The sequence below is a fragment of the Methanofollis sp. UBA420 genome, from assembly GCF_002498315.1.
Taxonomy (GTDB): domain Archaea; phylum Halobacteriota; class Methanomicrobia; order Methanomicrobiales; family Methanofollaceae; genus Methanofollis.
Genome location: NZ_DAGX01000005.1, coordinates 274,471 through 296,713 on the forward strand (window position 1 = coordinate 274,471; position 22,243 = coordinate 296,713).

Annotated in this window: 34 protein-coding genes; 6 read left to right on the top strand and 28 right to left on the bottom strand. The window is 60.0% G+C overall.

Annotated features, from left to right (window positions below; genetic code table 11):
• Position 1: 1 nt before the first annotated feature.
• Positions 2-1,255 (bottom strand): 3-isopropylmalate dehydratase large subunit, encoded by a 1,254-nt coding sequence (locus BP869_RS07495; RefSeq protein WP_342678361.1) that lies wholly within the window; start codon positions 1,253-1,255, stop codon positions 2-4.
• A gap of 88 nt (positions 1,256-1,343) precedes the next feature.
• On the opposite strand from BP869_RS07495, the gene BP869_RS07500 reads away from it, so the two are divergent.
• Positions 1,344-1,592 (top strand): hypothetical protein, encoded by a 249-nt coding sequence (locus tag BP869_RS07500; RefSeq protein WP_342678363.1) that lies wholly within the window; start codon positions 1,344-1,346, stop codon positions 1,590-1,592.
• 41 nt (positions 1,593-1,633) lie between these two features.
• Here the strand turns inward: BP869_RS07500 and BP869_RS07505 are convergent, their stop codons facing one another.
• Positions 1,634-2,725 (bottom strand): ABC transporter permease, encoded by a 1,092-nt coding sequence (locus tag BP869_RS07505; RefSeq protein WP_342678365.1) that lies wholly within the window; start codon positions 2,723-2,725, stop codon positions 1,634-1,636.
• A gap of 188 nt (positions 2,726-2,913) precedes the next feature.
• Here BP869_RS07505 and BP869_RS07510 point away from each other — a divergent pair, with 188 nt between their 5' ends.
• Complete coding sequence (locus tag BP869_RS07510; RefSeq protein ID WP_342678367.1) at positions 2,914-3,321, top strand: bacteriohemerythrin; 408 nt, start codon at positions 2,914-2,916, stop codon at positions 3,319-3,321.
• Positions 3,322-3,382: 61 nt separating this feature from the next.
• Positions 3,383-4,207 (top strand): ion transporter, encoded by an 825-nt coding sequence (locus BP869_RS07515; protein ID WP_342678369.1) that lies wholly within the window; start codon positions 3,383-3,385, stop codon positions 4,205-4,207.
• An 88-nt stretch (positions 4,208-4,295) separates the two neighbouring features.
• Here the strand turns inward: BP869_RS07515 and BP869_RS07520 are convergent, their stop codons facing one another.
• Positions 4,296-4,877 carry a HemK2/MTQ2 family protein methyltransferase gene (locus BP869_RS07520; protein ID WP_342678371.1) on the bottom strand — a complete coding sequence of 194 codons (582 nt, stop codon included), beginning with the start codon at positions 4,875-4,877 and terminating at the stop codon, positions 4,296-4,298.
• Between the two features lie 289 nt (positions 4,878-5,166).
• Between BP869_RS07520 and BP869_RS07525 the strand changes: the two genes are divergently transcribed.
• Together BP869_RS07525 and BP869_RS07530 are read left to right on the top strand one after the other, a co-directional pair.
• Positions 5,167-5,613 carry a hypothetical protein gene (locus tag BP869_RS07525; RefSeq protein ID WP_342678373.1) on the top strand — a complete coding sequence of 149 codons (447 nt, stop codon included), beginning with the start codon at positions 5,167-5,169 and terminating at the stop codon, positions 5,611-5,613.
• Between the two features lie 230 nt (positions 5,614-5,843).
• The gene (locus tag BP869_RS07530) at positions 5,844-6,425 is read left to right on the top strand and encodes a winged helix-turn-helix transcriptional regulator (RefSeq protein WP_342678375.1); all 582 of its coding nucleotides are present in this window, start codon (positions 5,844-5,846) and stop codon (positions 6,423-6,425) included.
• A 52-nt stretch (positions 6,426-6,477) separates the two neighbouring features.
• On the opposite strand, the gene BP869_RS07535 is transcribed toward BP869_RS07530, so the two are convergent.
• Both BP869_RS07535 and BP869_RS07540 read right to left on the bottom strand, forming a co-directional pair.
• Positions 6,478-6,822 carry a hypothetical protein gene (locus tag BP869_RS07535; protein WP_342678377.1) on the bottom strand — a complete coding sequence of 115 codons (345 nt, stop codon included), beginning with the start codon at positions 6,820-6,822 and terminating at the stop codon, positions 6,478-6,480.
• Between the two features lie 41 nt (positions 6,823-6,863).
• Positions 6,864-7,316: a hypothetical protein gene (locus tag BP869_RS07540; RefSeq protein WP_342678379.1), complete on the bottom strand. Its 453-nt coding sequence runs from the start codon at positions 7,314-7,316 to the stop codon at positions 6,864-6,866.
• A gap of 144 nt (positions 7,317-7,460) precedes the next feature.
• On the opposite strand from BP869_RS07540, the gene BP869_RS07545 reads away from it, so the two are divergent.
• Positions 7,461-8,243, top strand: coding sequence for a winged helix-turn-helix transcriptional regulator (locus BP869_RS07545; protein WP_342678380.1), 783 nt, complete (start codon positions 7,461-7,463; stop codon positions 8,241-8,243).
• A 152-nt stretch (positions 8,244-8,395) separates the two neighbouring features.
• Here the strand turns inward: BP869_RS07545 and BP869_RS07550 are convergent, their stop codons facing one another.
• The 23 genes from BP869_RS07550 to BP869_RS07660 all read right to left on the bottom strand — a co-directional run bounded on the left by BP869_RS07550 (position 8,396) and on the right by BP869_RS07660 (position 22,218).
• Positions 8,396-8,950: a YIP1 family protein gene (locus tag BP869_RS07550; protein WP_342678382.1), complete on the bottom strand. Its 555-nt coding sequence runs from the start codon at positions 8,948-8,950 to the stop codon at positions 8,396-8,398.
• Positions 8,951-9,116: 166 nt separating this feature from the next.
• A complete protein-coding gene (locus BP869_RS07555; protein ID WP_342678384.1) occupies positions 9,117-10,139 on the bottom strand; it encodes an ABC transporter permease in 1,023 nt (340 codons plus the stop codon).
• A 124-nt stretch (positions 10,140-10,263) separates the two neighbouring features.
• A complete protein-coding gene (locus BP869_RS07560) occupies positions 10,264-10,725 on the bottom strand; it encodes a hypothetical protein (RefSeq protein ID WP_342678386.1) in 462 nt (153 codons plus the stop codon).
• Between the two features lie 76 nt (positions 10,726-10,801).
• Positions 10,802-11,290 (bottom strand): hypothetical protein, encoded by a 489-nt coding sequence (locus BP869_RS07565; RefSeq protein ID WP_342678388.1) that lies wholly within the window; start codon positions 11,288-11,290, stop codon positions 10,802-10,804.
• Positions 11,291-11,302: 12 nt separating this feature from the next.
• A complete protein-coding gene (locus BP869_RS07570; protein WP_342678389.1) occupies positions 11,303-11,764 on the bottom strand; it encodes a hypothetical protein in 462 nt (153 codons plus the stop codon).
• A gap of 368 nt (positions 11,765-12,132) precedes the next feature.
• Positions 12,133-12,909 (bottom strand): 16S rRNA (adenine(1518)-N(6)/adenine(1519)-N(6))-dimethyltransferase RsmA, encoded by a 777-nt coding sequence (gene rsmA / locus BP869_RS07575; protein WP_342678390.1) that lies wholly within the window; start codon positions 12,907-12,909, stop codon positions 12,133-12,135.
• A complete protein-coding gene (locus BP869_RS07580; RefSeq protein WP_342678391.1) occupies positions 12,906-13,469 on the bottom strand; it encodes a DUF655 domain-containing protein in 564 nt (187 codons plus the stop codon). Before BP869_RS07580 ends, rsmA begins: the two co-directional genes overlap by 4 nt.
• A gap of 9 nt (positions 13,470-13,478) precedes the next feature.
• Entirely contained in the window at positions 13,479-13,829 is a 351-nt protein-coding gene (locus tag BP869_RS07585; protein WP_342678392.1) for an RNA polymerase Rpb4 family protein, read from the bottom strand.
• A gap of 19 nt (positions 13,830-13,848) precedes the next feature.
• A complete protein-coding gene (locus BP869_RS07590) occupies positions 13,849-14,142 on the bottom strand; it encodes a 50S ribosomal protein L21e (RefSeq protein ID WP_067049467.1) in 294 nt (97 codons plus the stop codon).
• Positions 14,129-15,376, bottom strand: coding sequence for a tRNA pseudouridine(54/55) synthase Pus10 (locus BP869_RS07595; RefSeq protein WP_342678394.1), 1,248 nt, complete (start codon positions 15,374-15,376; stop codon positions 14,129-14,131). Before BP869_RS07595 ends, BP869_RS07590 begins: the two co-directional genes overlap by 14 nt.
• The gene (gene trmY, locus BP869_RS07600; RefSeq protein WP_342678396.1) at positions 15,367-15,942 is read right to left on the bottom strand and encodes a tRNA (pseudouridine(54)-N(1))-methyltransferase TrmY; all 576 of its coding nucleotides are present in this window, start codon (positions 15,940-15,942) and stop codon (positions 15,367-15,369) included. The genes BP869_RS07595 and trmY overlap by 10 nt, the downstream gene beginning before the upstream one ends.
• Positions 15,943-17,259 carry a signal recognition particle protein Srp54 gene (locus BP869_RS07605; RefSeq protein ID WP_342678398.1) on the bottom strand — a complete coding sequence of 439 codons (1,317 nt, stop codon included), beginning with the start codon at positions 17,257-17,259 and terminating at the stop codon, positions 15,943-15,945.
• A complete protein-coding gene (ftsY, locus tag BP869_RS07610) occupies positions 17,259-18,383 on the bottom strand; it encodes a signal recognition particle-docking protein FtsY (protein WP_342678400.1) in 1,125 nt (374 codons plus the stop codon). The genes BP869_RS07605 and ftsY overlap by 1 nt, the downstream gene beginning before the upstream one ends.
• 5 nt (positions 18,384-18,388) lie before the next feature.
• Positions 18,389-18,823 carry a prefoldin subunit alpha gene (pfdA, locus tag BP869_RS07615; RefSeq protein ID WP_342678402.1) on the bottom strand — a complete coding sequence of 145 codons (435 nt, stop codon included), beginning with the start codon at positions 18,821-18,823 and terminating at the stop codon, positions 18,389-18,391.
• A 3-nt stretch (positions 18,824-18,826) separates the two neighbouring features.
• A complete protein-coding gene (gene rpl18a / locus BP869_RS07620; protein ID WP_328585442.1) occupies positions 18,827-19,009 on the bottom strand; it encodes a 50S ribosomal protein L18Ae in 183 nt (60 codons plus the stop codon).
• A gap of 12 nt (positions 19,010-19,021) precedes the next feature.
• Entirely contained in the window at positions 19,022-19,687 is a 666-nt protein-coding gene (locus BP869_RS07625) for a translation initiation factor IF-6 (protein ID WP_342678406.1), read from the bottom strand.
• Position 19,688: 1 nt separating this feature from the next.
• Entirely contained in the window at positions 19,689-19,952 is a 264-nt protein-coding gene (locus BP869_RS07630) for a 50S ribosomal protein L31e (protein ID WP_342678408.1), read from the bottom strand.
• A 4-nt stretch (positions 19,953-19,956) separates the two neighbouring features.
• Positions 19,957-20,109, bottom strand: coding sequence for a 50S ribosomal protein L39e (locus BP869_RS07635; protein WP_083523350.1), 153 nt, complete (start codon positions 20,107-20,109; stop codon positions 19,957-19,959).
• Positions 20,110-20,125: 16 nt separating this feature from the next.
• Positions 20,126-20,716 (bottom strand): DUF7411 family protein, encoded by a 591-nt coding sequence (locus tag BP869_RS07640; RefSeq protein ID WP_300163921.1) that lies wholly within the window; start codon positions 20,714-20,716, stop codon positions 20,126-20,128.
• The gene (locus tag BP869_RS07645; RefSeq protein WP_067053027.1) at positions 20,717-21,046 is read right to left on the bottom strand and encodes a DNA-binding protein; all 330 of its coding nucleotides are present in this window, start codon (positions 21,044-21,046) and stop codon (positions 20,717-20,719) included. It lies immediately after the preceding gene.
• Positions 21,047-21,063: 17 nt separating this feature from the next.
• Positions 21,064-21,513, bottom strand: coding sequence for a 30S ribosomal protein S19e (locus BP869_RS07650; protein WP_067049433.1), 450 nt, complete (start codon positions 21,511-21,513; stop codon positions 21,064-21,066).
• Positions 21,514-21,650: 137 nt separating this feature from the next.
• Positions 21,651-21,902, bottom strand: a complete 252-nt coding sequence (locus BP869_RS07655) for a YhbY family RNA-binding protein (RefSeq protein ID WP_067049431.1) — start codon at positions 21,900-21,902, stop codon at positions 21,651-21,653.
• Complete coding sequence (locus tag BP869_RS07660; protein ID WP_342678413.1) at positions 21,889-22,218, bottom strand: ribonuclease P protein component 4; 330 nt, start codon at positions 22,216-22,218, stop codon at positions 21,889-21,891. Before BP869_RS07660 ends, BP869_RS07655 begins: the two co-directional genes overlap by 14 nt.
• Between the last annotated feature and the right edge of the window lie 25 nt (positions 22,219-22,243).

Here is a 22,243-nt window from a genome sequence, read left to right on the forward strand (position 1 = left end):
GTCACACCTCCCTCGGGTCGGTGATCTCGCCGGTGACCGCACTCGCCGCCGCCGTCGCCGCAGAGCAGAGGTAGACCCCGGCCTCCGTGCTCCCCTGCCGCCCCCTGAAGTTCCTGTTCGAGGTGGAGAGGGAGACCTCGCCCGGCGCGAGGAGGCCGAAGGCCCCGCCCATGCACGGCCCGCAGCACGGCGCCTCAACGAGGGCGCCCGCTTCGACGAAACGCTCGATCAGTCCGGCCCTGAGTGTCTTCAGGTACTCCTCCTTCGAGGCCGGGATCAGGATCACCCGCACCTCGTCGGAGAATTTTCTGTCGCCGAGGACCTCGGCGGCCTCGGCAAAGTCCTCGTACCGGCCGTTCGTGCAGGAACCGATGAAGACCTGGTCGACGTGGGTGCCGGCGACCTCGTCGACGCCGACGACATGGTCCACATTGTGGGGGACCGCAACCTGCGGCACGAGGTCGGCGACCTCGTACTCCCGCCACTCCGCATAGGTGGCGTCCCCGTCGCTCGCCAGGTCGAAGCCGGCGGCGTCTGGCCGGCGGGCCTGCATGTATTCACGCGTGACTGCATCGGGCGGGACGATCCCGGCCTTCGCCCCCATCTCGATCGCCATATTGGCGCAGGTCATCCGCCCGGCCATCGGCATCGCCCTGAAGGTCTCGCCGGTGAACTCCAGGGCCTGGTAGGTGGCGCCGTCCGCGCCGATGTCCCCGGCAATCGAGAGGATGAGGTCCTTTGCCCCGACACAGGGGGCGAAGGCGCCGTTCACCTCGACACGGATCGAGTCCGGCACCCTGAAGTAGAGGGCGCCGAACTTGAGGACGAAGCCCATGTCAGTCGAGCCGATGCCGGTCGCGAACGCGCCTGCCGCGCCGTACATGCAGGTGTGCGAGTCAGAACCGACGACGATCTCGCCGGGGGCCGCGTGCCCCTTCTCCAGGACCACCTGGTGGCAGACGCCCTCCCTGAGGTCGTAGTTGTGGATGCCCTGCCCGAGCGCGAACTCCCGCATGAACTTCTGGTTCTCGGCCGCCTGGATGGAGTCGGCCGGCACCTGGTGGTCGAAGAGCATCACGATCCGCGCCGGGTCGAAGACTCTCTCTCCGCCCATCTCCCTGAACTTCTGAATGGCAAGGGGGCCGGTGATGTCATGGATCATCGCGCGGTCCACGGCCGCCATCACCACATCGCCTGCCTCTATCTCCTTCCCGCACCGGGAAGAGAAGATCTTTTCAACGAGAGTCGCTCCCATGCTGTGATCAACCGATCAATCGCGCCCTCCGCGTTTAAGAGGTTTGGGGCGGGCAAAGCTTGATGAAGAGAGAGGGAGAGTCTCCCCCATGCTCAGGTGTCCGAAGTGCGGGAGCACCGACCTCTACCAGGTGCTCGGCGGCTATGCCGGGACGATGTACAGGTGCAAGAGGTGCGGCTACACCGGGTCTTTTGTCGTCGAGTCGGAGGAGGAACTCCCGCCGCCGCCCGATGAGGATGAGATAAACCGGACACAGATGCGGTACTCTTTCTATGACGGCGTAAAAATCGCCGCCATCTTCTTCCTCGCCCTTATCCTGCTGGAATATATCGTCTGAGAGGGGCAGGGAGGGGGCATGTCAGTGCCTGTTCCGGAGTCTCATTGCACATCCATCCTCATGAAATAGAGGTAGGCGGAGAGAAAGAGCACGCCCAGAAGGGCGAGGAGCAGGGCGATGTTCCCCCAGAGGCCTGCGAGGACATCCGTGAAGTGCGGCGGCGTGGCGTCCGGGTCGGTGACAGTTATTCCGAACGGGCCCTGCGGACTGTTCTGCATCTTTACGACGCGATAGGGATCGATGACCGCCTCCGTGATCTTTTTATAATTGGTCTGCGGGGAAGCCGCCTCGACGATGGCGGTGACGGCCGCTTTCTTCTCATAGTATACCTTTGCTTCGGCCTCGTACGTCTTCAGCGCCTCTTCTTCTCCCTGGGGGTCCTGTTCATCCGTACCGACCGGGATCATGGCCCCGCTTTCGGACATTATGATCTTCTGCACGTACGGAGGATCTGGTCGTTCACCCGCCCATGCATCGATGGTGATCTCACCTGCGAGAGGCAGGAGAGAGGAGAGGATGATGAAGACGACGAGGGTGGCGATGAGCGCGCTCCCGCTGTCCCGTGCAAGAGTGGAGAGGGTGAGGGCGAGGGAGAAATAGATGAGGAGGAAGAGGATCGAGGCCGCCCCGAAGGTGACGATGGCGGAGAACTCGTCGACGGTCGGAATGATGCCGGCGATGAGGAGCATTGCAAGGGAGACAAGGAGGGCCAGCCCAATTGCGAGGACGATCGCCGCACCCCCGCCGATCGCCTTGCCGTTGATCACCTCGTCACGGTAGATCGGGTGGGAGAGGAGGGTCTTGAGTGTCTTCGTCTCTTTCTCCTTTGAGACCAGATCGAAACCCACCGCGATCGCAAGGACCGCCCCGATAATGACGATCTGGTCTGAGATGGAGGAATATATGGAGAGCACAGAAGGTCTGTCGGGCATCCACCCGGTTACTCCGCTGCTTTCAACAGCCGCTATCTTTTCCTGGTACGCTGCAAGGTCTCTGTCGTACTCTCCGATACCCTGGGAGATCCCGATGACCGAGATGATCAGGAAGAGCGCCAGGATGACAAAGAAGCGTTTGCTGGTGAGGTGGTCGGCAAACTCCTTCTGCGCTATGATCATGCATCTGGAAACATTCATACGTCGCCCTCTGAGACTGGTATGCGTGAGTCGGTCCTGACCGACATTATCCTTTCTTTTTGATGGAACGCCCTATCAGGATCAGGAGCAAACGTGTTCCGAAAAATGGGACAACGAGATCCGATGAAGTCCGCCAGGACCCCTCCCTGACCGGACGATATAATTAGTACAAAGGCGAACAATATTCTATGGCATACATGAACTGGTCAGACGACCTCTCTGTCGGCGTCTCCGAGATCGACGAACAGCACAAGAAACTCGTCGCCCTGATCAACGCACTCCACGACGCCATGCGCTCCGGGCAGGGGAAGGACGCTCTCGAAAAGACTCTTGGAGAACTTGCGGCGTACACGCAGTACCACTTCACCGCCGAAGAAGAGTACATGCAAAAATTCGGGTATCCCGCCTACGCCTCCCACAAGAAGGAACACGACGCCTTTGTCGCAAAAGTCGCGGATTTTCAGGAGGCATATGCCGGCGGACGTCTCGGTCTCTCCATTGAGGTGATGAAGTTCCTGCGTGACTGGGTCGCGGGCCATATCAGGGGGAGCGACACGCACTATACTACCTGCTTCCAGGAGCACGGACTGAACTGAGAGTCGGGGGCTTTCCCCGGCGATAAACCCATACCTCATCCCGGAAAAAAGTATACTATAGATGCTCAGAGACCGGGTCTACAATATTCTTGAGAGCACTCCCGCAGGAGGCATCGCCGGGAGCGTCTTTGGTGTCTTCATCGCCGCCCTCATCCTCCTCAATGTCACCGCGGTGATCCTTGCCACCGACGAACCATTGTACCTCGCCTTCCGGTCGGCATTCGATCTCTTCGAGGTCTTTTCTGTGGCAGTCTTCTCCGTCGAATATCTCCTCCGCCTCTGGACGGCACCCTGCAACCCGACATTCCGGGGTATCGGCGGGCGAGCACGCTTTGCCGCCACGCCGATGGCGGTGATCGACCTTCTTGCGGTCCTCCCCTTCTACCTGCCGATGGTCCTGCCCCTCGACCTCCGCGTCCTGCGGATGCTCAGGATCCTGAGGATCTTCAGGCTCCTGAAACTCTACCGCTACTCCGATGCCCTCAAGACCCTGGGCCGTGTGCTCAGCGCCGAGAGGGAGGCGCTCACAGTCGTGGGGTTCGTGCTCGTCGTCCTCCTTGTGATCACATCGACCCGGATGTACTTCGTCGAGCACGACGCCCAACCCGATGCCTTCTCCAGCATCCCGATGGCGATGTGGTGGGCGGTGGCGACCCTCACCACCGTCGGCTACGGCGACGTCTACCCGATCACCCCGCTCGGCAGATTCCTCGGGGGATGCATCGCCGTCCTCGGCATCGGCATGTTCGCCCTCCCTGCTGGCATCCTTGCCTCGGCTTTCGGTGACGAGATCAGAAACAGGCACAGGAAAAAGCAGGTCTGCCCACACTGCGGGAAATACATCGACGATCCTTCATCTAAAAAAGAGGACGCGAAAAATTGGTGAGATCTCTAAACTGAGGGAAACCAGGACGCTCGGCGCGGGCGCAGGTCCAGGATCTCTGTCCCGCACGGGTCTTCAGGCTCTGCAGATGTTAATCATCACACCCGGCACAGCGGCAGAGGTCGCGGCTGATCCGCAGCACGATAAGGTCCTCGTCCTCAACCCTCTCCTCTGCAGCGAGGAGCACAATATAACCGAAGCCTGAAAAGAGTTTCCGCACTTCATCGGGATCGGTCAGGGAGGAGACGAGGAGGAGGATGCGGCCGAAGGGCGCAAGCACCCGCCCGACGTCGGCGGCAAAGCGCTCGATCGTCTCCCTCCCGCTCGGGCCGCCGTCCAGCGCGTATTCAAGCCAGTCATCGATCCTCTCCTCCGGTGCGGTCGGGAGGTACGGCGGGTTGAAGAGGACGAGGTCGAAGGGGCCGCGAACCCCTGCCATCAGGTCGGTCCGCACCGTCTCGACGCCCCGCTCCCGCGCCGCCCGGGCCGCATGGGGGTTGATGTCGGTGGCGACGACGCTCCCCGCCCGGCCGAGGAGGGCCGCCGTAACCGCCCCGCTCCCGCACCCCACTTCGAGGATGCGGTCCTCGGGCCGCACCTCCGCGAGGGCGGCGGCGCGGAGGAGGAAGGTGTCCTCCGCGGGTTCGTAGACCTGGTCGTGCTGGTACTCCATTCCTGCCTCTCGGGTTGGGTCTCCTCCGACTTATCCCTGTGGATTTTAAAAGACCCTCTCCCCTCTTGCTGCCAGGTTATATCCCTCTCATTTCGGATATTTTTATCATATTGATAGCGCGCCGGGGCTCTGCGACGCTTTTTATCTCATCCTTGAATTATTTTCAGTATTTCATCTTTTTCATCTTCCAATGGTGTGATGAACCATCTTAAACCATCCGAATGTTAAATGATTGCATCAATACCTTTAATAGTCGTATCGGTCACCCCTCCTTTGTATGAGATCAAAGATGCTGATTGTAACGGCACTGCTCTGCGCCTTGCTACTGGTGCCGGCAGGTGCTGCGGCAAACCTTGCTGAGGATAGGAACTATCTCGTGACCACGGGATACGACGAATTTATCGATGCGCTCGATTCTGTCTCCATACAGTCCCAGACATATAACATCAGCCAGAATGGAATCGAATGGTTTTACGCCGATGTACCGCTGGGAACAAAGAAGATAGCGCTAAAACTGGACTGGGGAGACACGTCTGATGTTCTTGCTCTGACCGTCTACGATCCTCTTTCCCCTATCGGGACATATTATGACAGCGACGACGGCATAACAGATGGGTGCACCTGTATTTCCTTCTCCAACTCCTTTGGAATAGCGCCTGGTAGATGGTACTATAGAGTCTTTGGAGAGGATGTCGAAGGAACCGAGGACTTCACCATGCAGCACAAACTCTCATGAACTGCAGGGGTCTGGAGCGTGTGTCCAGCCTGAGGGTAACTCTCGTCTCCTTTTTTATACTTCTGGTTCTCATTGGCCCGGGATCTGCCGACCGCTATCTTCTCGATCCGGCATATGTCTCCGATGAGGATCCGGCGTGGGATGATTCCAGTTACGCATCTATCCCCGGGCTCCCGGTGGCCCATGCATTCTCCGATTTTCTTCTCCTTATCTGCTTTATCCCTCTTCTGGTGGCACCCTCTACCCTCCATATTGTACTTATCTACATTGCAGTCCTTGGCGTCAGATACCGGCAGGGCAAGAACCTGCTCAGCCACCCGATCCGTTCAGAGATCATCGCGTGCATCCGGACGAACCCGGGCATCCCCTTCTCTGAAATCGTGAAGGAGATCGAGAGCAACGCCGGGACAGTTCAGTATCACCTCTGGGTGCTGAGGAAAGAGGGCTTTCTTGTATCCTCGCGAGTTGAGGGGCAGAGCGGATACTTCCTCCCCAGTCAGGGGTATTGTACGATAGAGCAGCAGGTGCTGATATGTCTTCGGAACCGGACCGAACGAAAGATTCTCTGTCTCCTCATTCAGCGTCCGGGTATCAACCAGAGTCGGATTGCAGAAACACTCGACCTCTCACGATCCGCAGTTGCCTGGCATATGAAACGGATGGGTTCTGTCGTCTCTTCATGGCGGGACGGACGATCGATGTGTTATGCTCTCGAACCCAAGGCTGCTGCGGTGCTCAGGGAGGAGCGTGCCGCCGCTTCCGGTGCTCCTGAGATCGCTCAGGCATCTGGAGATGAACACAGTATTGCCTGAAGGGAGATCTTCTCCCTCATCCTGGAGATGAATTCCTCTCTTCGTCCCGACCTCATGCACCTCCCCTGATCCCGGTCACGGTCGAGACCACCCTCCCTTCCTCTTCATCGACCAGGAAATCGACGACCGCCGTCTCGTTCGCGATCCTGAGTGCCGGGGCGCACCCGTCCCCTGACGAGGGGAAGGGCGTCGGGTGACAGGAGAGGAGCACCCCCTTGACAGTGCCGCCGTCGAGGTACATCGCCCGTGCCGCCTCGTCCCTCAGGGCGGTCCTGGCAACGTACGAGGCGTTCGTCGTCATCCAGTCAGTGCCACCGGGGGAGATGACCGGGACGTGTGCATAGTCGAAGTCGGGAAGATCGGCGGATGTCGCCGGCCGCAGTGTGGGCATTTCCATAGGGAGCGGTGTCATTGCAGGAGGTGTTGTGTCCGCCGGCGTCATGCAGCCGGTGGCACAGGCCACGATGCCGATGACCAGAAGGAGAAACCACAGGCCACTGGTGTCCATGGAGCACACTCTCTTCCTGAATTATATATCCCTTCTGTGCGGATCGTCTCTCTGTCGGGGATTTTTCCGGCCCGCAGGCGCACGATCTCCCTGATGCCGAAGACCAGCACCGCCGCGGGGATGACAGTCAGGAGGAGGACGAGGACCAGCCATGACCAGAAATCAAGATGAGCGGGGTCGGCGAGCCACTGGAAGAAGAAGGTCAGGGTGATGGAGATGACCGGAGTGATGAAGGCGATGAGAATGAGGCAGACGACAAACCAGGCATACTCCGGGCGTGAGATGCCGTCCCCTCTCCCCTTCAGGGAGGGGAAGAAGAACCAGAGGCCGAAAACGAGCACGGCGACGGTAAAGAGGAGGACGGCGGCGGTGAAGGGGTGCATGAACCGCCGTACGATATTTCGGTATATGTGACTTTTGAAACGTCCGTCTCCCCGACGGGGGACGGAAAGACGATCGGCTCAGAAAGTTTAAGGGCCGTCTCCCCGATTAACCTGCACGGGTACGATCGTCCCCGGCCCGGTATCATGGAAAGAATAAGCCGTATCGCCCTCCTGCTCCTCCTCGTCCTCTTCGTCGCCGGAAACCCCGCGGCGGCGAAGATCGTCGTCGAGCCGGAGCCAGCGGAAGTTCCCGCCGATGCGATCAATGTGGACGACGAAGTGCTCGTGCCCTGGTGGGCGGTCCCGCCCATGCAACTGCTCACGGTCTTAACTCTCGTCCACAGCCCCGAATGGGCCCACCCCATCATAAAGATCCTCTTCTCCCTCAGCGGCGCCATCGTCATCGCCGCCAGGGACCGAAGGCGCCACCCCCTCGACAACGAGAAGAGAAAGGCGATCTATACATGCATCAGGGAGAGTCCGGGCATCTCGTTTGCGGAGATCGTGCAGGCGACAGGGATCAGCCGCGGCACGACACAGTACCACCTCGTCCGTCTCAGGGCGGCGCGCCTGGTCAGAGCCGTCCGCAGGGACAGCCTGACCGGCTATTTTGAGAGCAAAAACGCCTGCGGAACGATGGAGCAGACCATTCTCCTCCACCTCAGGAGCCCGACAGAAGAGCAGATCCTGGCCCTCCTGCTGGAGACACCCGACCTCTCCCAGTCGGAGATCGCAGAGGCCGTCGGCGTCGCCGGGCCCACAGTCGCCTGGCACATGAAGCGCCTCATCGCCGACGGGATCGCCGCGTCTGAGAGGGACGGCAGGGCGACCAGGTACCGCCTCACGAGCGTGGCCGCCAGGGCCCTCAGGGATGCGACCCTCGGGGAAGACGGGACAGGGCGGGACGAGGAGTCGGCCGTAGCCTGACGACTGCGCCATCTCACGACTGCGCCATCTCACGACTGCGCCATCTCACGACTGCGCCAACGGTCACAGCCATCGTCGCCGGGATAGGCCGAGGCACACGATTGCTGTCTTTCTCATGGGCACTCATCTTCTTCACTGTCGGGAGACGCCCCTCAGACCCAGGTGACCTGCCAGATTGTCGGCCAGACAACCGTGAAGCCGGGGAGCATGGCGATGACGGCCGGAAGGACGAGGGGGATGCCGCAGGCGAGGAGTAGGACGGCAACCGCCCGTGGCGCCGGGATGCGGTGCATCTCCCGCAGGCCCACGAAGAGGATGACGAGAGACCAGAGGAAACCGAGCAGGGCAACACCGGGCATCCAGCCAAGAAGGGCCGCGGGGGTCAGGGCAACAAGGACCAGACGGAAGGTGCTCCCCATCCCCTCCCGGCCACCGGCGGCGTATATCCAGATATAGAACCAGAGAGCGCCGACCGGCACCAGCAGGAGGGATGCAACCACCACCGCCACCTGAAGACCCTGCGTGCGGCCGGTCGTCCAGAGAAGAAGGGTCAGGACGAGATTGATACTGATGAGCCCGAGGCCGTAGCCGAGAATTGTTCTATCTGTCTCCTCCCGCACATCCCTGAAGGTCCGGGCCGGGCGGAGGAGCGCCCCGCTCATCAGGGGGAGATACTTTTCCGGGTGCATGCTATTATCTACTTCCATGTCGACACCTCGAATGCCTCCGGGTGGGGGATGATATCGCGTTTCAGCCCAAAAAAGCGCCAGGTCAGGCATCCATGGCGTAAAATACGACACAGGGTTATAAAAGTGTTTTGTGCGAATCGTCTTCGCATCAGTCGCCTGGAAGGGCACCGATGGACCCATCAGGTCACCGGAGGTCCATGCGCATGAACTTCCCGTACGCAAGGGCGAAAAAGACCGACGCAAAGACGACCAGAGCCGCAATACCCCCCCAGATCCGGCCTGCCGCATCTTCTGGCGGCATATCAGAGGGATAGATAACCGTCGAGGTCACGGCACAACAACTTGCCACTGGGGAGAAAAAATTGACCGAATCTGTCACAAATCTTTTTTTTGCCTGATATGTTTCCATCTCCTGATCATACCGATCGCACTCCTCCTCGTACGCCTCCAGCGCCGCCGGGTCGGATGAGATGTAGATCACCCCGTCCGCGTCCCTCCCGTCAATCGGCATCTCCGGCATCTGTGGCATCTCCCCTGCAACCGCGTCTCCGAGAGACGTCCCGAAGAGGGGCAGCACGTACGAGAGGGCAAGGAAGAGGGCCAGACCATAGACCACCGCATGCCCGCTCTCTTTCACGACGACCGAGAGGAAGAGGGCAAGGGTGAAGACCGCAAGCAGGAAGAGGAAGTATACGATCCCGATGACCCCGATGGAGACGAACTCGCCCGGCGTCGGCACGATCGAGAGGAGGAGGAGGACGGCGAGGGTGACGGCGAATGCCAGCGCCAGTGCGACCCCGAGGGCGGCACTCCCGCCGAGGGCCTTGCCGTTGATCACCTCGTCCCGGTACACCGGGTGGGAGAGGAGCATCTGAAGTGTTCTGGTCTCCTTCTCCTTCGAGACAAGGTCGAACCCGATTGCAATCGCAAGGATGCCCCCGAAAACGACCAGGGAATTGAGTAGAGCAGAGAGAATGAACAGGACCGACGGTCTCTCCGGCATCACGCCCGCAGGCCCGGCGGCATCCTCTGCAAGCTGTACCTGTTCGTTATATGACTCAAGGTTCTGGTTGTACCGATCGATCCCCTGCTGCATGCCGGCAAGGGCGAACATCAGGAAAAACGCAAGGATCACCAGGAACTTCCTGCCGGTGAGGTGGTCGGCGAACTCTTTCCTGGCCACGATAAAGACTCGTTCTGCTACCATATGACATCTCCATTATACTCCCCGACCTCTGCCGTCGCAGAGATATCCCCATGACGACGAGAAGCAGGATCGCGGCGACCTGAGAGGGTGGAGAGAGGGTACTGACATTCGAGATGTCCCTACCCTACCTGAAGATGAGGTCCCCGCGTGACGAAGCGCTATCCGCGCCCTCGCTGCACTCGATGTCCCAGTGGTACTCACCCGGATCGGCGGGCGTGATGTTCACCGACAGCGTTCCTTTCCTGTTGCTATTGAGGAGCGGGATGTCGGGCACGGACTGCTCGACCACCGTACCGTCCGGCCCTTTCAGCCGGAATGTCGCCGTCTGCCCGATTACGTCGTTGGAGTCCCTGTATTCGTAGTGCACCACAACCTGGTAGGTCGCCGCGGGTGGAGAGGGGCGGAAGAATGTGCCCGCCAAGGCAGTGCAGTGAAGACCTCCGTTCTCGTCGATCAGGAGAGAGCCGCCGTCGATAACCTCGACCACCGGCCCCTCCTCCGCACTGACCGGCATTGCCGCCATGCAGACGAGGAGGAGGCCGACAAGGGCAGCACCAGCCGGCCCGATTACTTTTTTCCATTCCATGATTTTTTCACCTCATTCATGCACATTCCCGGAAGGGACGCGATCCAGAACTGCCGTCCCCGACGCACAGCAATTTTCATGTGAAGAGGGGAGTCGAGAAATTCAGCCTGCTCTCATAGATGGTCGACGTGAGCAAAAACCGGCCTTCTCCGGACCCATGCGGGGAGCAGGAGACGCTCAGCGCCCCGGAAGAGACACTCCGCGACTCCCGGGTAGTGCTGTCCGGCACCCCTGCGGGATCCCAGACCGTCAGGGTGAAGACGGCCGTCTTCGCACCACCGAATGTGTTCCCCCGGCTACTCTTCCATACGGCGGTGAAGGTGCTCGTTCCCGTCCCCGTCTCGATTGAAGAGAAAGAACTCGAAAAAACTGCATTTTTCTTGAAGTCGGCAGAAGCCACACCGAGGTGGAAGGTGCCATGGGAGTCGTTGTCATGAAAGACGACCCTGCCGCCGGAATCGGTGGTATTCACGATGACATCCTCCCGGGCGTACGAGGTCACGTATGCCAGGGCACCGGCAAGGACGAGGACCAGGACAATGCTGCACAGTATTTTGCCATTCACACAGATCACCCTTCAGACATAGTCGAGATCGGTGTAGTCAAGGGCCGATGCCGTCTCCCTATCGAAGAGGTCGTGCGTCTCGCACCACAGTTCATACTGGGCATCGCCGCTGCCCTGCGAATTGAAAGTCACGCTGATTTCACCGCTGACCGCGGAGTCAACCTTTTTTTCGGTCGTGTGCGCCACGCCGTTCGCGTCATAGACTGTCAGACGGAAAATTGCTCCCTGCCCGTCATATTTCCTGTCGTTGGCATGAGTGTACGTCGCCGTGAAGGTGTTCTGTCCTGCCAGAGCGGTGAGAGGCCCCACACCAGACACGCCTGCCGTATCGCCGTCGCCGCCCGTGGACATATTCCCCACAGGTATTGCGGGCAGGACCGCGATCCCGTCCGGTCCTCCGGGCACGGCGCCCGCCGACATACTCGTGGTCGCAAGCAGCAGTGCCGCCAGCACAAAGCCTAATTCTGTCTTCATCTTCACACCTCTTTCTGAATCTCCCCGGAAGGCCGCGGATTGCAGCGACCATCCGCGGTGACACCCGAAACCATTCAGGGGCATACGAGGAACCGGGCCTTGCATGCAGAACGAATATGCCCGACCTCCCGCGGGACGCCTGTTCGGGCATCCACGACCAATTGTATATTTAATACAATATATGTCGATTATGATCAATTAGTCTTCGCGTCGGAAAAAAGAAAATGGCCCGATCCCCATCGGGCGCACGCTCCCACCGGAACCGATCTCCTCACCCCGGAGTCGCGGAGGCCCTCAGGAGTGCGAGCGGGAATGGGGATCGGAGGGCAGTGCGGGAGTCCGGGTCTGTACCCGGATGACGGAAAAACTCACTCTTCAGGCACGCAGAGATTCGCGATCATCGCAAAGAGCATCAGGGACAACTCCTCAGGCCGCATCGAGAGGATCTCCTCAGGGAGTTCTCGGACCGCCCTCTCCACGTTCTCCGTGCCGAGAGCGGCACGCCCCCCGCGGAGACCGTTCCGCACCGTCTTCCTCCGGTGGGAGAAGAGTTCCCGCACCACGTCGGCATACACCCCGCGGTCGGCAATATAGTATGGCGGTTCGTGCGGCGTGAGGCGGACCACCGTCGAGGCGACCTGCGGCGGCGGGGAGAAAGCCCCGGGCTTGAGGTTGAAGCAGAGTTCCACGTCGGCGTACGTCTGGACCATCACCGAGAGACGCCCGCACTCCGGCGTCCCGACCCGCGCCGCCATCCTCTCGGCAAACTCGCGCTGGTACATCAGCACCGCACTCTCAAAGCCCACGTCAAGGAGGCGGAAGGTGATCGGGGACGACGCAGAATAGGGAAGATTCGCAACGACAATATCGAAGGACGGATACGGGATCTTCACGGCGTCGCCATGGACCAGTTCAAACCGACCAGACGCCATCTCCACGGCAAAACGGGAGGACAAATCCTCGACCAGAGCGCCGTCGAGTTCGATTGCGACGACATTCGCCCCGGCCGAAAGAAGTTCGGCGGTCAGCACCCCCTCGCCGGGCCCGATCTCGAGCACCCGCCGTCCGGAAACAGGAGCGAGGGCGACGATCCGCCTGACTGCCCGCGGGTCGGTGAGGAAATGCTGGTCGTGCCGTGCCTTCATTTTGCCGTAAAGAGACGGTACTTCACCTCAGGATCCTCGAGCTCCTCGAGCACCCGTCCGACGATCAGCTTCACCGGGCCTGGCAGGGACTTGATCCGGAGAGAGATATCTTCGAAGCTCTCAAAGGGCTTCTTCTCCCTTTCCTGAATAAGTTCCCACATCAGTTTCTTTCCGACGCCCGGCAACAGGTGGAACATGTGGAGCTTCGGCGTGATCGGGACGGCCGTATTGAAGAACGTAACGAAGCGTGCCTCGTTCGCCTTCACGATCGTCTCGATAGCAAAGGGGAGTTCGAGCCGGGCCATGTTCGTCAGATCGGATAACCCGATCCGGCGTTTCACCCGCTCGACCTTGTCCCGCGCCTCGTCCCCGATATAGACCGTATCATGGATCTGGATATCGGCGCCCTTCTTCGGGATCAGTTCAAGGAGCTTGAACTGGTCGGTCCCGACCGCCTGCACGATAGGATCGCGCTTGAAGACCGGTTTCGGGTCGTCAGCACGTCCCTGAAGAAGTACATCCACAACTACTGCGTAGATCTCCTTTTTCTCAGCCTTCATAGAAACCCCTCAGAGGTGGGTGATCACCATCTCCAGAATAGCATCGAGTTCCTCGCCGGTGAGCGTGTACCGCTCTTTGGCGTAGATCGCCCTCAACTCGTCCCTTGACTGGGGCATGATGTTGGCGATCCGGTAGGCGATGTCGGGTTTCATCTTTTCAAGGGCGAGAAGGGAGTCCACCAGGGCACGGGACTGTTCCGCTGTCGTCTTGGAAAGGTGATTGGCATGCTCAATGCTCTGGCGGAGTTCATAGGACATCTCCTGCCCTGCCTCACGGCGCTTTGCGTCAACCCGAGAGAGTTGATCCCTCATATCAGGGAGGGTGACCCGCTCTTCGCTGATAACTCCTTTAACCTTCATGCCAATCACTCGTGCAGATTTATTGCCTCTGAGGCTTTAGATGTTGTGGTCTCGAAATTACAATCTTCGTTGCATTTCCGTCCGGGATCTCGACAAGCCATGCACGGCCGCGCTGGCCGATAACGGTGCCGGTCTTCCCGTGGAACCTGCGGTGGGGCATTCCTTTCTGGATGCTCGGTTCACAGACAATGTGGACCTTCTGCCCCATCTCGAACTTCTGGATCACTGCCGTGAGAGGGACCAGACCGCGGCGTCTGAGATCCTTCTTAAACTTATACCGTGTCTTCTTCCTTGGACCGTTATGATGTGCCATTGCATTCACCACTCCCTGGTTCTTCCACCAGCACTACATCGAGGCTGGTTACATGAGCGTCTTTGCCCAGGATCCCGGCAAGACTGGGATTCGTCCGCCCGCTGTCGCCCGAGACCAGTTCCTTGATATACAGTCCGGCCTCGCCGACGACCTCGATGACAAACCTGCCATCCTGCATCCCGGGCGACTGGATGTCGATCACCTGGCGATCCCGGATCAGATCGGCCCTCCGGTGTGCAACCCTTTGTGGGGTGCGCTGGTGGATCACTGCCCCGTTCAACAGGACAAGTGCGGATCTGAGTTCGTCTATGGAGATCTCTCCACCGACCTCAACGAGAATCCTGTATTTTTTATGCGCTTTGTTCGATTTAAGGGTTTCCACTTCGGAGTGAGAACTCCATCCGGTCAGTTTCACCCCAACGCGGTCTTCGGCATACCGGTTGATCTCAGCCTCGAGTTCGGCGAGATCCACATCTCTCTTCCGGGGGTTCATCATTTCCATCACGAAAGGACGACCGCTCCCGATCATCCGGGCATCGATGTCCTCCCGTCCGGCACCGTGGAGAACCGCGTTCTCGGCATCAAATGCCTCCATCGCGCTCTTCCCGATGAGTTCCTCGACCGAGTCGGCGTACATCTTCCCGGTGAAATTACACCTCTCGCACCCCTTGCCGCCGCAGACCCGGCAGTCCCAGTGCGTCTGCGGGATGCCCCGTTCGTACTTGAAGTACCGGCCCCGGAAATAGACCGGGTTGATCTCGATCTCCACCCTGTCCTCTGCAAGGTTCAGGATGGCGACGACGTCGGGGCGCTTGAAGTCGACGACCTTCCCGTTCAGGGCCGAGACCGCTTTGCCGACCTCACGGTTCGCCTCCGACTTCAGGGGTTCGGGGTCGGCGAGGGAGAGGTCGCTCCAGACCATCTCCTCGCTCTCGGCCATGAGGGGGGGCACACGCGTCCCTACAAGGAAGGTTGCATGCTCGATCCCCTCCACGGCCGCAACGACCCGTTCGGCCCAGAGGTCGACATGGTCGAAAAGCCTTCCGCAGACCCAGCACTCGTCAGGTTCTCCGGCAAAAGGCTCGTTCTTCACCAGGGCATATGCCGTCCGCAGGGCATGCCCCCGTTCATCATTAGACAGCCCGAACGAGCGTTTCCCGAAGAAACGCCCGAGGCAATGATCACAGATCGGGCCATACTCAAGGATCGCCCCGACCGTCTCGATCAGATCCATCCTCTCTCTCTCCTGTCCTGCTCGTTCTGCAGGACCACAATCGCCTGGTCGGCATGGAGGACGGCAGGGCCGAGGGAGTACGCCGGCAGCCCTGCTATCGCCTCCTGTTCTTCATCGGTAAAGTTCAGGTGGTCGGAGAGGAGGAAGGTGTCGGGAAGGGACGAAACCTTCCGCACGTCCTCTCCCCCCTCGTCGAGCACCGCGCACCCACAGCCGGCGAGCACCCCGGCAAGACCTCCCTTGCGCACCGAGACCCCGGGAGTTGACTCCCGGAAGACGGTGCCGCAGGGGAGGGCAAGGGCCTTCCTGATGAGGCCGGCAATGTTCCGCTCGTCGGGGCTGAGATTTCTCATGCCGTCGCCTGAAAAACAGATCGTCTTTGGCGCCTTCGGCGCCCCGAGGAGGACAAGCCAGCACTCTGCGTCTTTCCTCATCCCGTGGGAGAGGCAGAGAGACGCTGCCACGCACCGGCAGAGTTCGTCCATCCTGCCGGCGCCCGGCAGGTCGTTCAAAGAAAAGTCAGGGTCGGTGCACGCGAGATGACCGACCACCACAAAACGTCTCATCTACTGCATCTTCCCGAAGCGCTTCATCATGCGCTGCATGGAGAACTTGCTCCCCCGCATACCCTTCAACGCCTTCTGCATGGTCCGGTAATATTTCAGGAGTTCACGCACGTCATCGGGAGAGACGCCGGCGCCACGGGAGATCCTCTGGACATGCGACCCCGAGATGACCTGGGGATCTTCGAGTTCGACATTCGTCATCGAGTCCATGATCACCTTGTACCGGTCCATCTTGGTCGAGGTGATGTCATAGGCGTCGTCGGGGATCTGGAGGCCGCCGAGAGGGAGCATGGACATCACCTGCTTGAGGGGCCCCATCTTGTTCACCGCCTCAAGTTGCTTGTACATGTCCCTCAGGGTGAACTTGCCCCGCAGCATGGCGTTGACGTCCATCTCTTCGTCGGCCATCACTTCCTCGGCCTTCTCGGCCAGGGCCTTCAGGTCGCCCATGCCGAGGAGACGGGAGATGAATCCGTCAGGCTCGAAGCGTTCGAGGTCGTCGATCGTCTCGCCGGCGCCGATGAACACGATCCCGCTCTTCGTCTCCGAAACCGCGGAGAGGGCGCCGCCGCCTTTGGCGGTGCCGTCCATCTTCGTGATCAGCACGCCGTCGATCCCGATAGCCTCGTTGAAACGGCGCGCCTGTTCGGACGCCTGCTGACCGAGAGCAGCGTCGATGACAAGCCAGCGGTGTTCGGGCCGTGCGATCTCGTTGATATTGACGATCTCCTCGATCAGTTCGTCCTCAAGGGCGTGGCGCCCCTGGGTATCGATGATCACGACCTGCGCCCCGGCAAAGTATTTTATCCCCTCGCGGACGATCTTCAGGGCGTCCGTCTCGTCCGGGTCCCCGAAGATCGGGACATTGATCTTCCCCGCAAGGGTGGCGAGCTGCTTGTAGGCACCGGGCCTGAAGGTATCGGCGCAGACCAGCCCGACCTTGAGACCCTTCCTCTGGAAATAGCGGGCGAGTTTCGCGGTCGTTGTGGTCTTGCCGCTCCCCTGTAGACCGGCCATCAGGATTATCTGCGGGACAAGTTCCACCTTCCCGGCCCCGCCCATCAGGCCGACCAGTTCCTGGTAGACGATCCGCAGGACGTGCTCGCGCACGTTCATCCCTTTCGGCGGCTCTTCTTCAAGGGCACGCGTCTTGATCGACTGGGAGAGCTGCATCACGAGCTTGACATTCACGTCTGCCTGCAGCAGGGCGCGCTGGAGACTCCGCACCAGCTCCTCCACCGCCGCACGGTCGACGACCGTCTTGCCTGCAATCTTCTTCAACGCGTCTTTCAGGGATGAACTGAGCGAGTCTAACATTATTTTTCCACTCCAAGGAGTTCGTCCACGACAGTCGCCGGACGGAAGGGCACGATGTCGCCGTACGCCTGGCCGGTACCCAGGAAGAGGATCGGTTTCCCGATCGTCTGGGCAATCGAGATGGCCGCACCGCCCCGCGAGTCCATGTCGGCCTTTGTGAGCATCACAGCGTCGGTCCCGACGAGGTCGTTGAAGTCCTTCGCCCTGACGACGGCATCGTTCCCGGCAACCGCCTCGTCGACGTAGACGACGAGGTCAGGCTTCACCACCCGGCGGATCTTGTCGAGCTGGTTCATCAGGTTCTTCCTGTTATGGAACCTCCCGGCCGTATCGCCGAGCACCACGTCGATCCCATGGGCCTTTGCATAGTCCACCGTGTCGAAGAGGACAGCCGCAGGGTCGGATCCTTCCTGATGGTGGATCACCTTGACGTTCAGCCTCCGGCCGTGCTCCGCGATCTGCTCGATCGCACCAGCCCGGAACGTATCGCCGGCGCCGAGCACGACAGAATAGCCATTTTCCATCAGGTGATGGGCCATCTTCGCGATCGACGTCGTCTTGCCGGTGCCGTTCACGCCGGTCACCAGGATTTTCACCGGCTTCTCGTGGCTGTCAATGTAAGCAGGGAGGTCGAAACCGTCCCCGAGCACCCGGAGGAGTGCCCCGCGAAGAGCCGTGCTGACGATCTCGTCCACGGAGGTGCCGATCTTTCGGTGCTTCCCGACGAGGTCCTCGCGCATATAGGCGAGGATCGCGTCCGAGACCTCCAGGGCGACATCGTTCTCCAGGAGGACCATTTCAAGGTCGGTCAGAGGTTCCTCAATGTCCTTCTCAGAAACGACGAGTTCGCGCTCGATCACCAGAGACTTGAAACGGGAGACCAGTCCTTCAGGCTTCTTCGGTTCGACCGGCACGATTTTGACCGGTACGGGGACGGCATTTTCAGGCTCGACCGGGGCCTTCGGGGCCTCCGGCAAAACAGGCTTTGATACGGTTTCGGGCTGCGGTGCAGGGATTGCTACCGGCTTCTCCACTTCCCGCACATCAGGGCCGGCCGCATCCCCGATGGATTTCCCGAACTTCTCCCTGATGCTCTGTAATTTGTTCTTGAGGCCCTCAAACATGGGGATTACCTGCCCGGAGCCGTTTGCTGCTGGCGGTAGGCGGCATCGAGCCGGGCTGCGATTTCATTCATCTGTGCCCGGATCTTCTCGATAGTCTCGGAAAGTTTCTTTTCAGAGGCTTCGAGCTCCCGAGCACGGTCTTCAAGATAGGATACGGCCCCGGCGGAACTCTGCCCGACCGTCACCCCTGCCCCGATGGCGACGAGCACCTGATCCGGGTCAGGCACCTGCACCCTGACACTGACGCCGCCGCCGAGGGGGAGAAGAACCGTACCGTCCTCCGCACCGCCCAGGGACTGGAGGGTCTCGACCGCTGCGAGGGACTCAAGTCTCTGCTGCTCCAGCATCTCCAGCTGGCGGGCAAAGACTTCTGCCTGCTGTCCGTACTCGTTCAGATAATACTGGAGCGACTGCAGCTCCCGCGGGTCGGCCTCATCCATATTTTATTCACCTACTACCGTAACGCCCTTGATTGAGATATAATTTCTCTTCAGGCGGTGTTTGCTGCCAATATCAGTGAAGACGTGTTCCCGGGCAACATCCTCGTTCGGGGCCGAGACCACCTTCGTGAAGGGCTGCCAGGAGTCGCCGATCAGGCAGGCACCTGTGATTTCATAACTCTGCATAGCCATTATACATCACTCCAGAAAGCCAAAAACTTCCTCTATTCTTCCAAGCTCAAAACCGGTGGTCTCAAGCCCGGCAATATACCCCTTGCTGTTCGCAAGGACGCCGGTCCCCACAAGGCCGCCGCCCATGTTGACAGTCCCGGCCCCGATCTGGAGGCCTTCCGCACATTCAACAAGACGGGCGACCTCGGTGTCGCTGCTCCGCGCATGGATGAGCACACCTTTGTTCGTGGCGACTGCCGCCATCCCGACGGTCTTGATCCCGCCGAAGGTGAGGCGCCTGACCGGCACGCCGAGGAACGTCCCGACCGCCTCAGCCTCCTCGATCGACATCTCAGGATGCACCGCCGCGAACTGGTCGTTCGCGAGGATCACATTTCCTGCTGCATTCATCGAGGTTCCGAGGGTCATCACCTCGCCGTACTCCTCCAGGACGGCACGTTCGTCCTCGGTCACGAGACCGCTGACCACCATGCCGTTCGAGTTCCCGGCAAGGAGCGAGCCGATGATCGAAGACCCCTGAATGGTTGTCCTGACAACATCGACGTCGAGCGCCTCGGCTATGCCCGCCACAAATGCGTCGGGTGCGGTGGGCGGCACGACGGCGAACTCCTCAAAGGCCCGCGCAAAGACACCGATATGGGGATCTGCGGCAAAGGCGATCGTTCTTTGCATTTCACTCCTCAGCGAGTTCGGCCTGAACCTGGCCGTCCTCGAACTTCATGGCACGGATACGGATCTGCACCGGAGGCTTCTGGCTGCCGTGCTCCCAGACCTTCTCGTTGATGCTGCTGTCAAGCCTGACGTTCTCGCTCTTCATGTGACGGACCAGGTACGCCCTGATGTCCTTCACCGCAACATTGCAGCGCTTCCACCGGGGAGCGCGTCTGGTGCTGCGAAGAGGGACAACATAGATCTGCTCTTTTAAGACTTCGACCATGTCTCTACACCTTCAGCGTGCTTCTTCTCCACATGCGCCTCTTCGGGTGGGATACCACCTGGCGCTTCGTCCGAATCATTACCCATGCAGGAACGCGCCGGTTCTGCATGCACGCCTTAGCCAGCCGAATTTTCCGGCCTTTTGATACCTTGCTCATGGTTATCACCAATCTCTCAGGTGCCGGTCGCACCAACGACAAGGGACTGCCCGTGGTGCGCGGGGAAAAGCCCCGCACACGGGTGCCCCATGCGCTCGATGGCGGCCCTGATCTCGTACTCGTAGTCCCCGTTCTCGAGGGTGCCCGTCTCGCCGTTCGCGACAATAAGATATCGTCCGGCAAGACGCTGCACCTCGGCCTTCCCATATCCGAGGAGGGGTCGGACATAAGAACACCCGTACCGGTCCGCGATGCGGAGAACATCGCTCTTCGTCAGCATCGGCACCCTATCGTTGAGCCGCGTGCCGTCTCCAACCACCCCGTACTCCTGCGCAAGGGCCTCGACGGCCCGCCGGTGCACAGCAGTGATGGCGTCGTTCGGGTAGCCCGAGGCGAGCACCATACGCGCCGCCTCGTCACGATATTCCAGGCCGAACGACCTTTTGTGCCAGGGAAAGCCGAGCGCACGGGCTGCCGCCTCGACCGACGGCAGCTCACGCTCAGGGTCGAAGACAAAGGTATTGAGTTCGACCTCGTAGTCCCTCGCGAGCATCAGAGCCGCAAGGGCACTGTCCTTTCCTCCGCTGAAGAGAAGACCGGCTTTCATCTATTTTCGTGTGATGCGAAACTCTTTTTTCGGCGGGGCGACCTGCACCAGCAGTGCCTTGAATTGCTCGTCCGTGATCTTCTGCCGTATCCGGCCGCTCTGGGCAAGCATCACAAGTTGCTGCTCGATCGCACGGGCAAACTCAGGTTTGGTGAGTTTGATCGTGTTCAGTCGTTCCCGCGCTTCAGGTTCCAGGATCTGCATGAGCGCAAGCTGCATCTCTGATTCAGCTCTCTTCTGCCGCTCCATATCCTCCTGTTGTTCGGCAGACTGCCGCTGGAGCTGCTCCATTCTCTTGCGTCTGATCTCAGAGAGTTCATCGTCACCCATCAGCATCCCTCACCGCATCAGTAGCGCGCCAGCTCGGGTGCAGCTTCGGTCGCCGCGGCCCGGAGACCGTGCGCGACGCCGTCCATAAAGGCACGGCCCTGTGCCGAAATCTGCCGGCCGCCTTTGACCTTCTCGACAAAACCTGCAGCTTCGAGCTGCTGGAGTGCCTTTCTCGGGATGGACCCGCTTCCCTTCCGGAACTGGCTCGGGTTCGAGCCGCGGTCCCGGTTTCCACCATATGCGCTTCTCAGTCTCTCAACGCCGACCGGACCGTCAATATAGATCCGGCGAAGAACGGATGCGACCCTCGTGTACCACCAGTCAGGGTCCTCGGGAGGCATCTCCTTGTGGATCCCGGTCTTGACGACTGCTGCCCATTCAGGTGGCTGGATAACAGGGAGCTCCTTAAGATCGCGAGCAGCCTGCGGAATGAGCATCTCAGCCGGGATGTCATATACAGTTGTCATTGGTTAACCTCACTGTAACGATCGATGTTACCAGTCTTTATCTATTTGCCATGGATGTTTTTATATATTTCGAGCGGGAAATCCCCGGAGTTTTCCGGCGATCAAACCGGAAACCCGGGAGAAAAGGAGGGACCGGATCAGCGGCCCTGACTCCCGCCACGGCCCCGTTCGGCAAGTACAATCGTTCGCCCGCGCACACCCACCAGGTCGACCCGGGCGAGACGTGCGAGTTCCACGGGGTCTACATCGGTGCTGCGGAGCCACTTGATCTTGATGTACTTCCGCTCCTTCAACTGGAGCCTGATCTCCTCAATGAGAGTCTCCGAATAGCCGTTTTTGCCGATCCAGACAGTCGGCTTGAGTTCCTGGAACAGTTCATTCTTTTCGATGTCTCTTCACCACCGGATACCTTTTCTGATGGCCGCATACAAGGCAGGTGACGATCACCTTCCCGCGCTGCACTCGCACCCTGGCATTGGCGCCCGGGACGAGGTAGGCAGAACACCGCCTGCAGAACCGGTGCCGCAAGTCCCGCGGGATCGAGATACGCTGGCGCATTGCAATCTGGCGGGCGAGCGCCACATACCGGTTTGCAAAGGCCGGGTCAGATCCGAAGGTTTCACTGGCAAGGGCAAAGAGGCGGGCGATCCGCTCCTCCGCGATCCGTTTTGTACCTGAGGTGCGGGATTTCCATCGCATGGCCATCGTATAGAACCAGATTGATCGCACA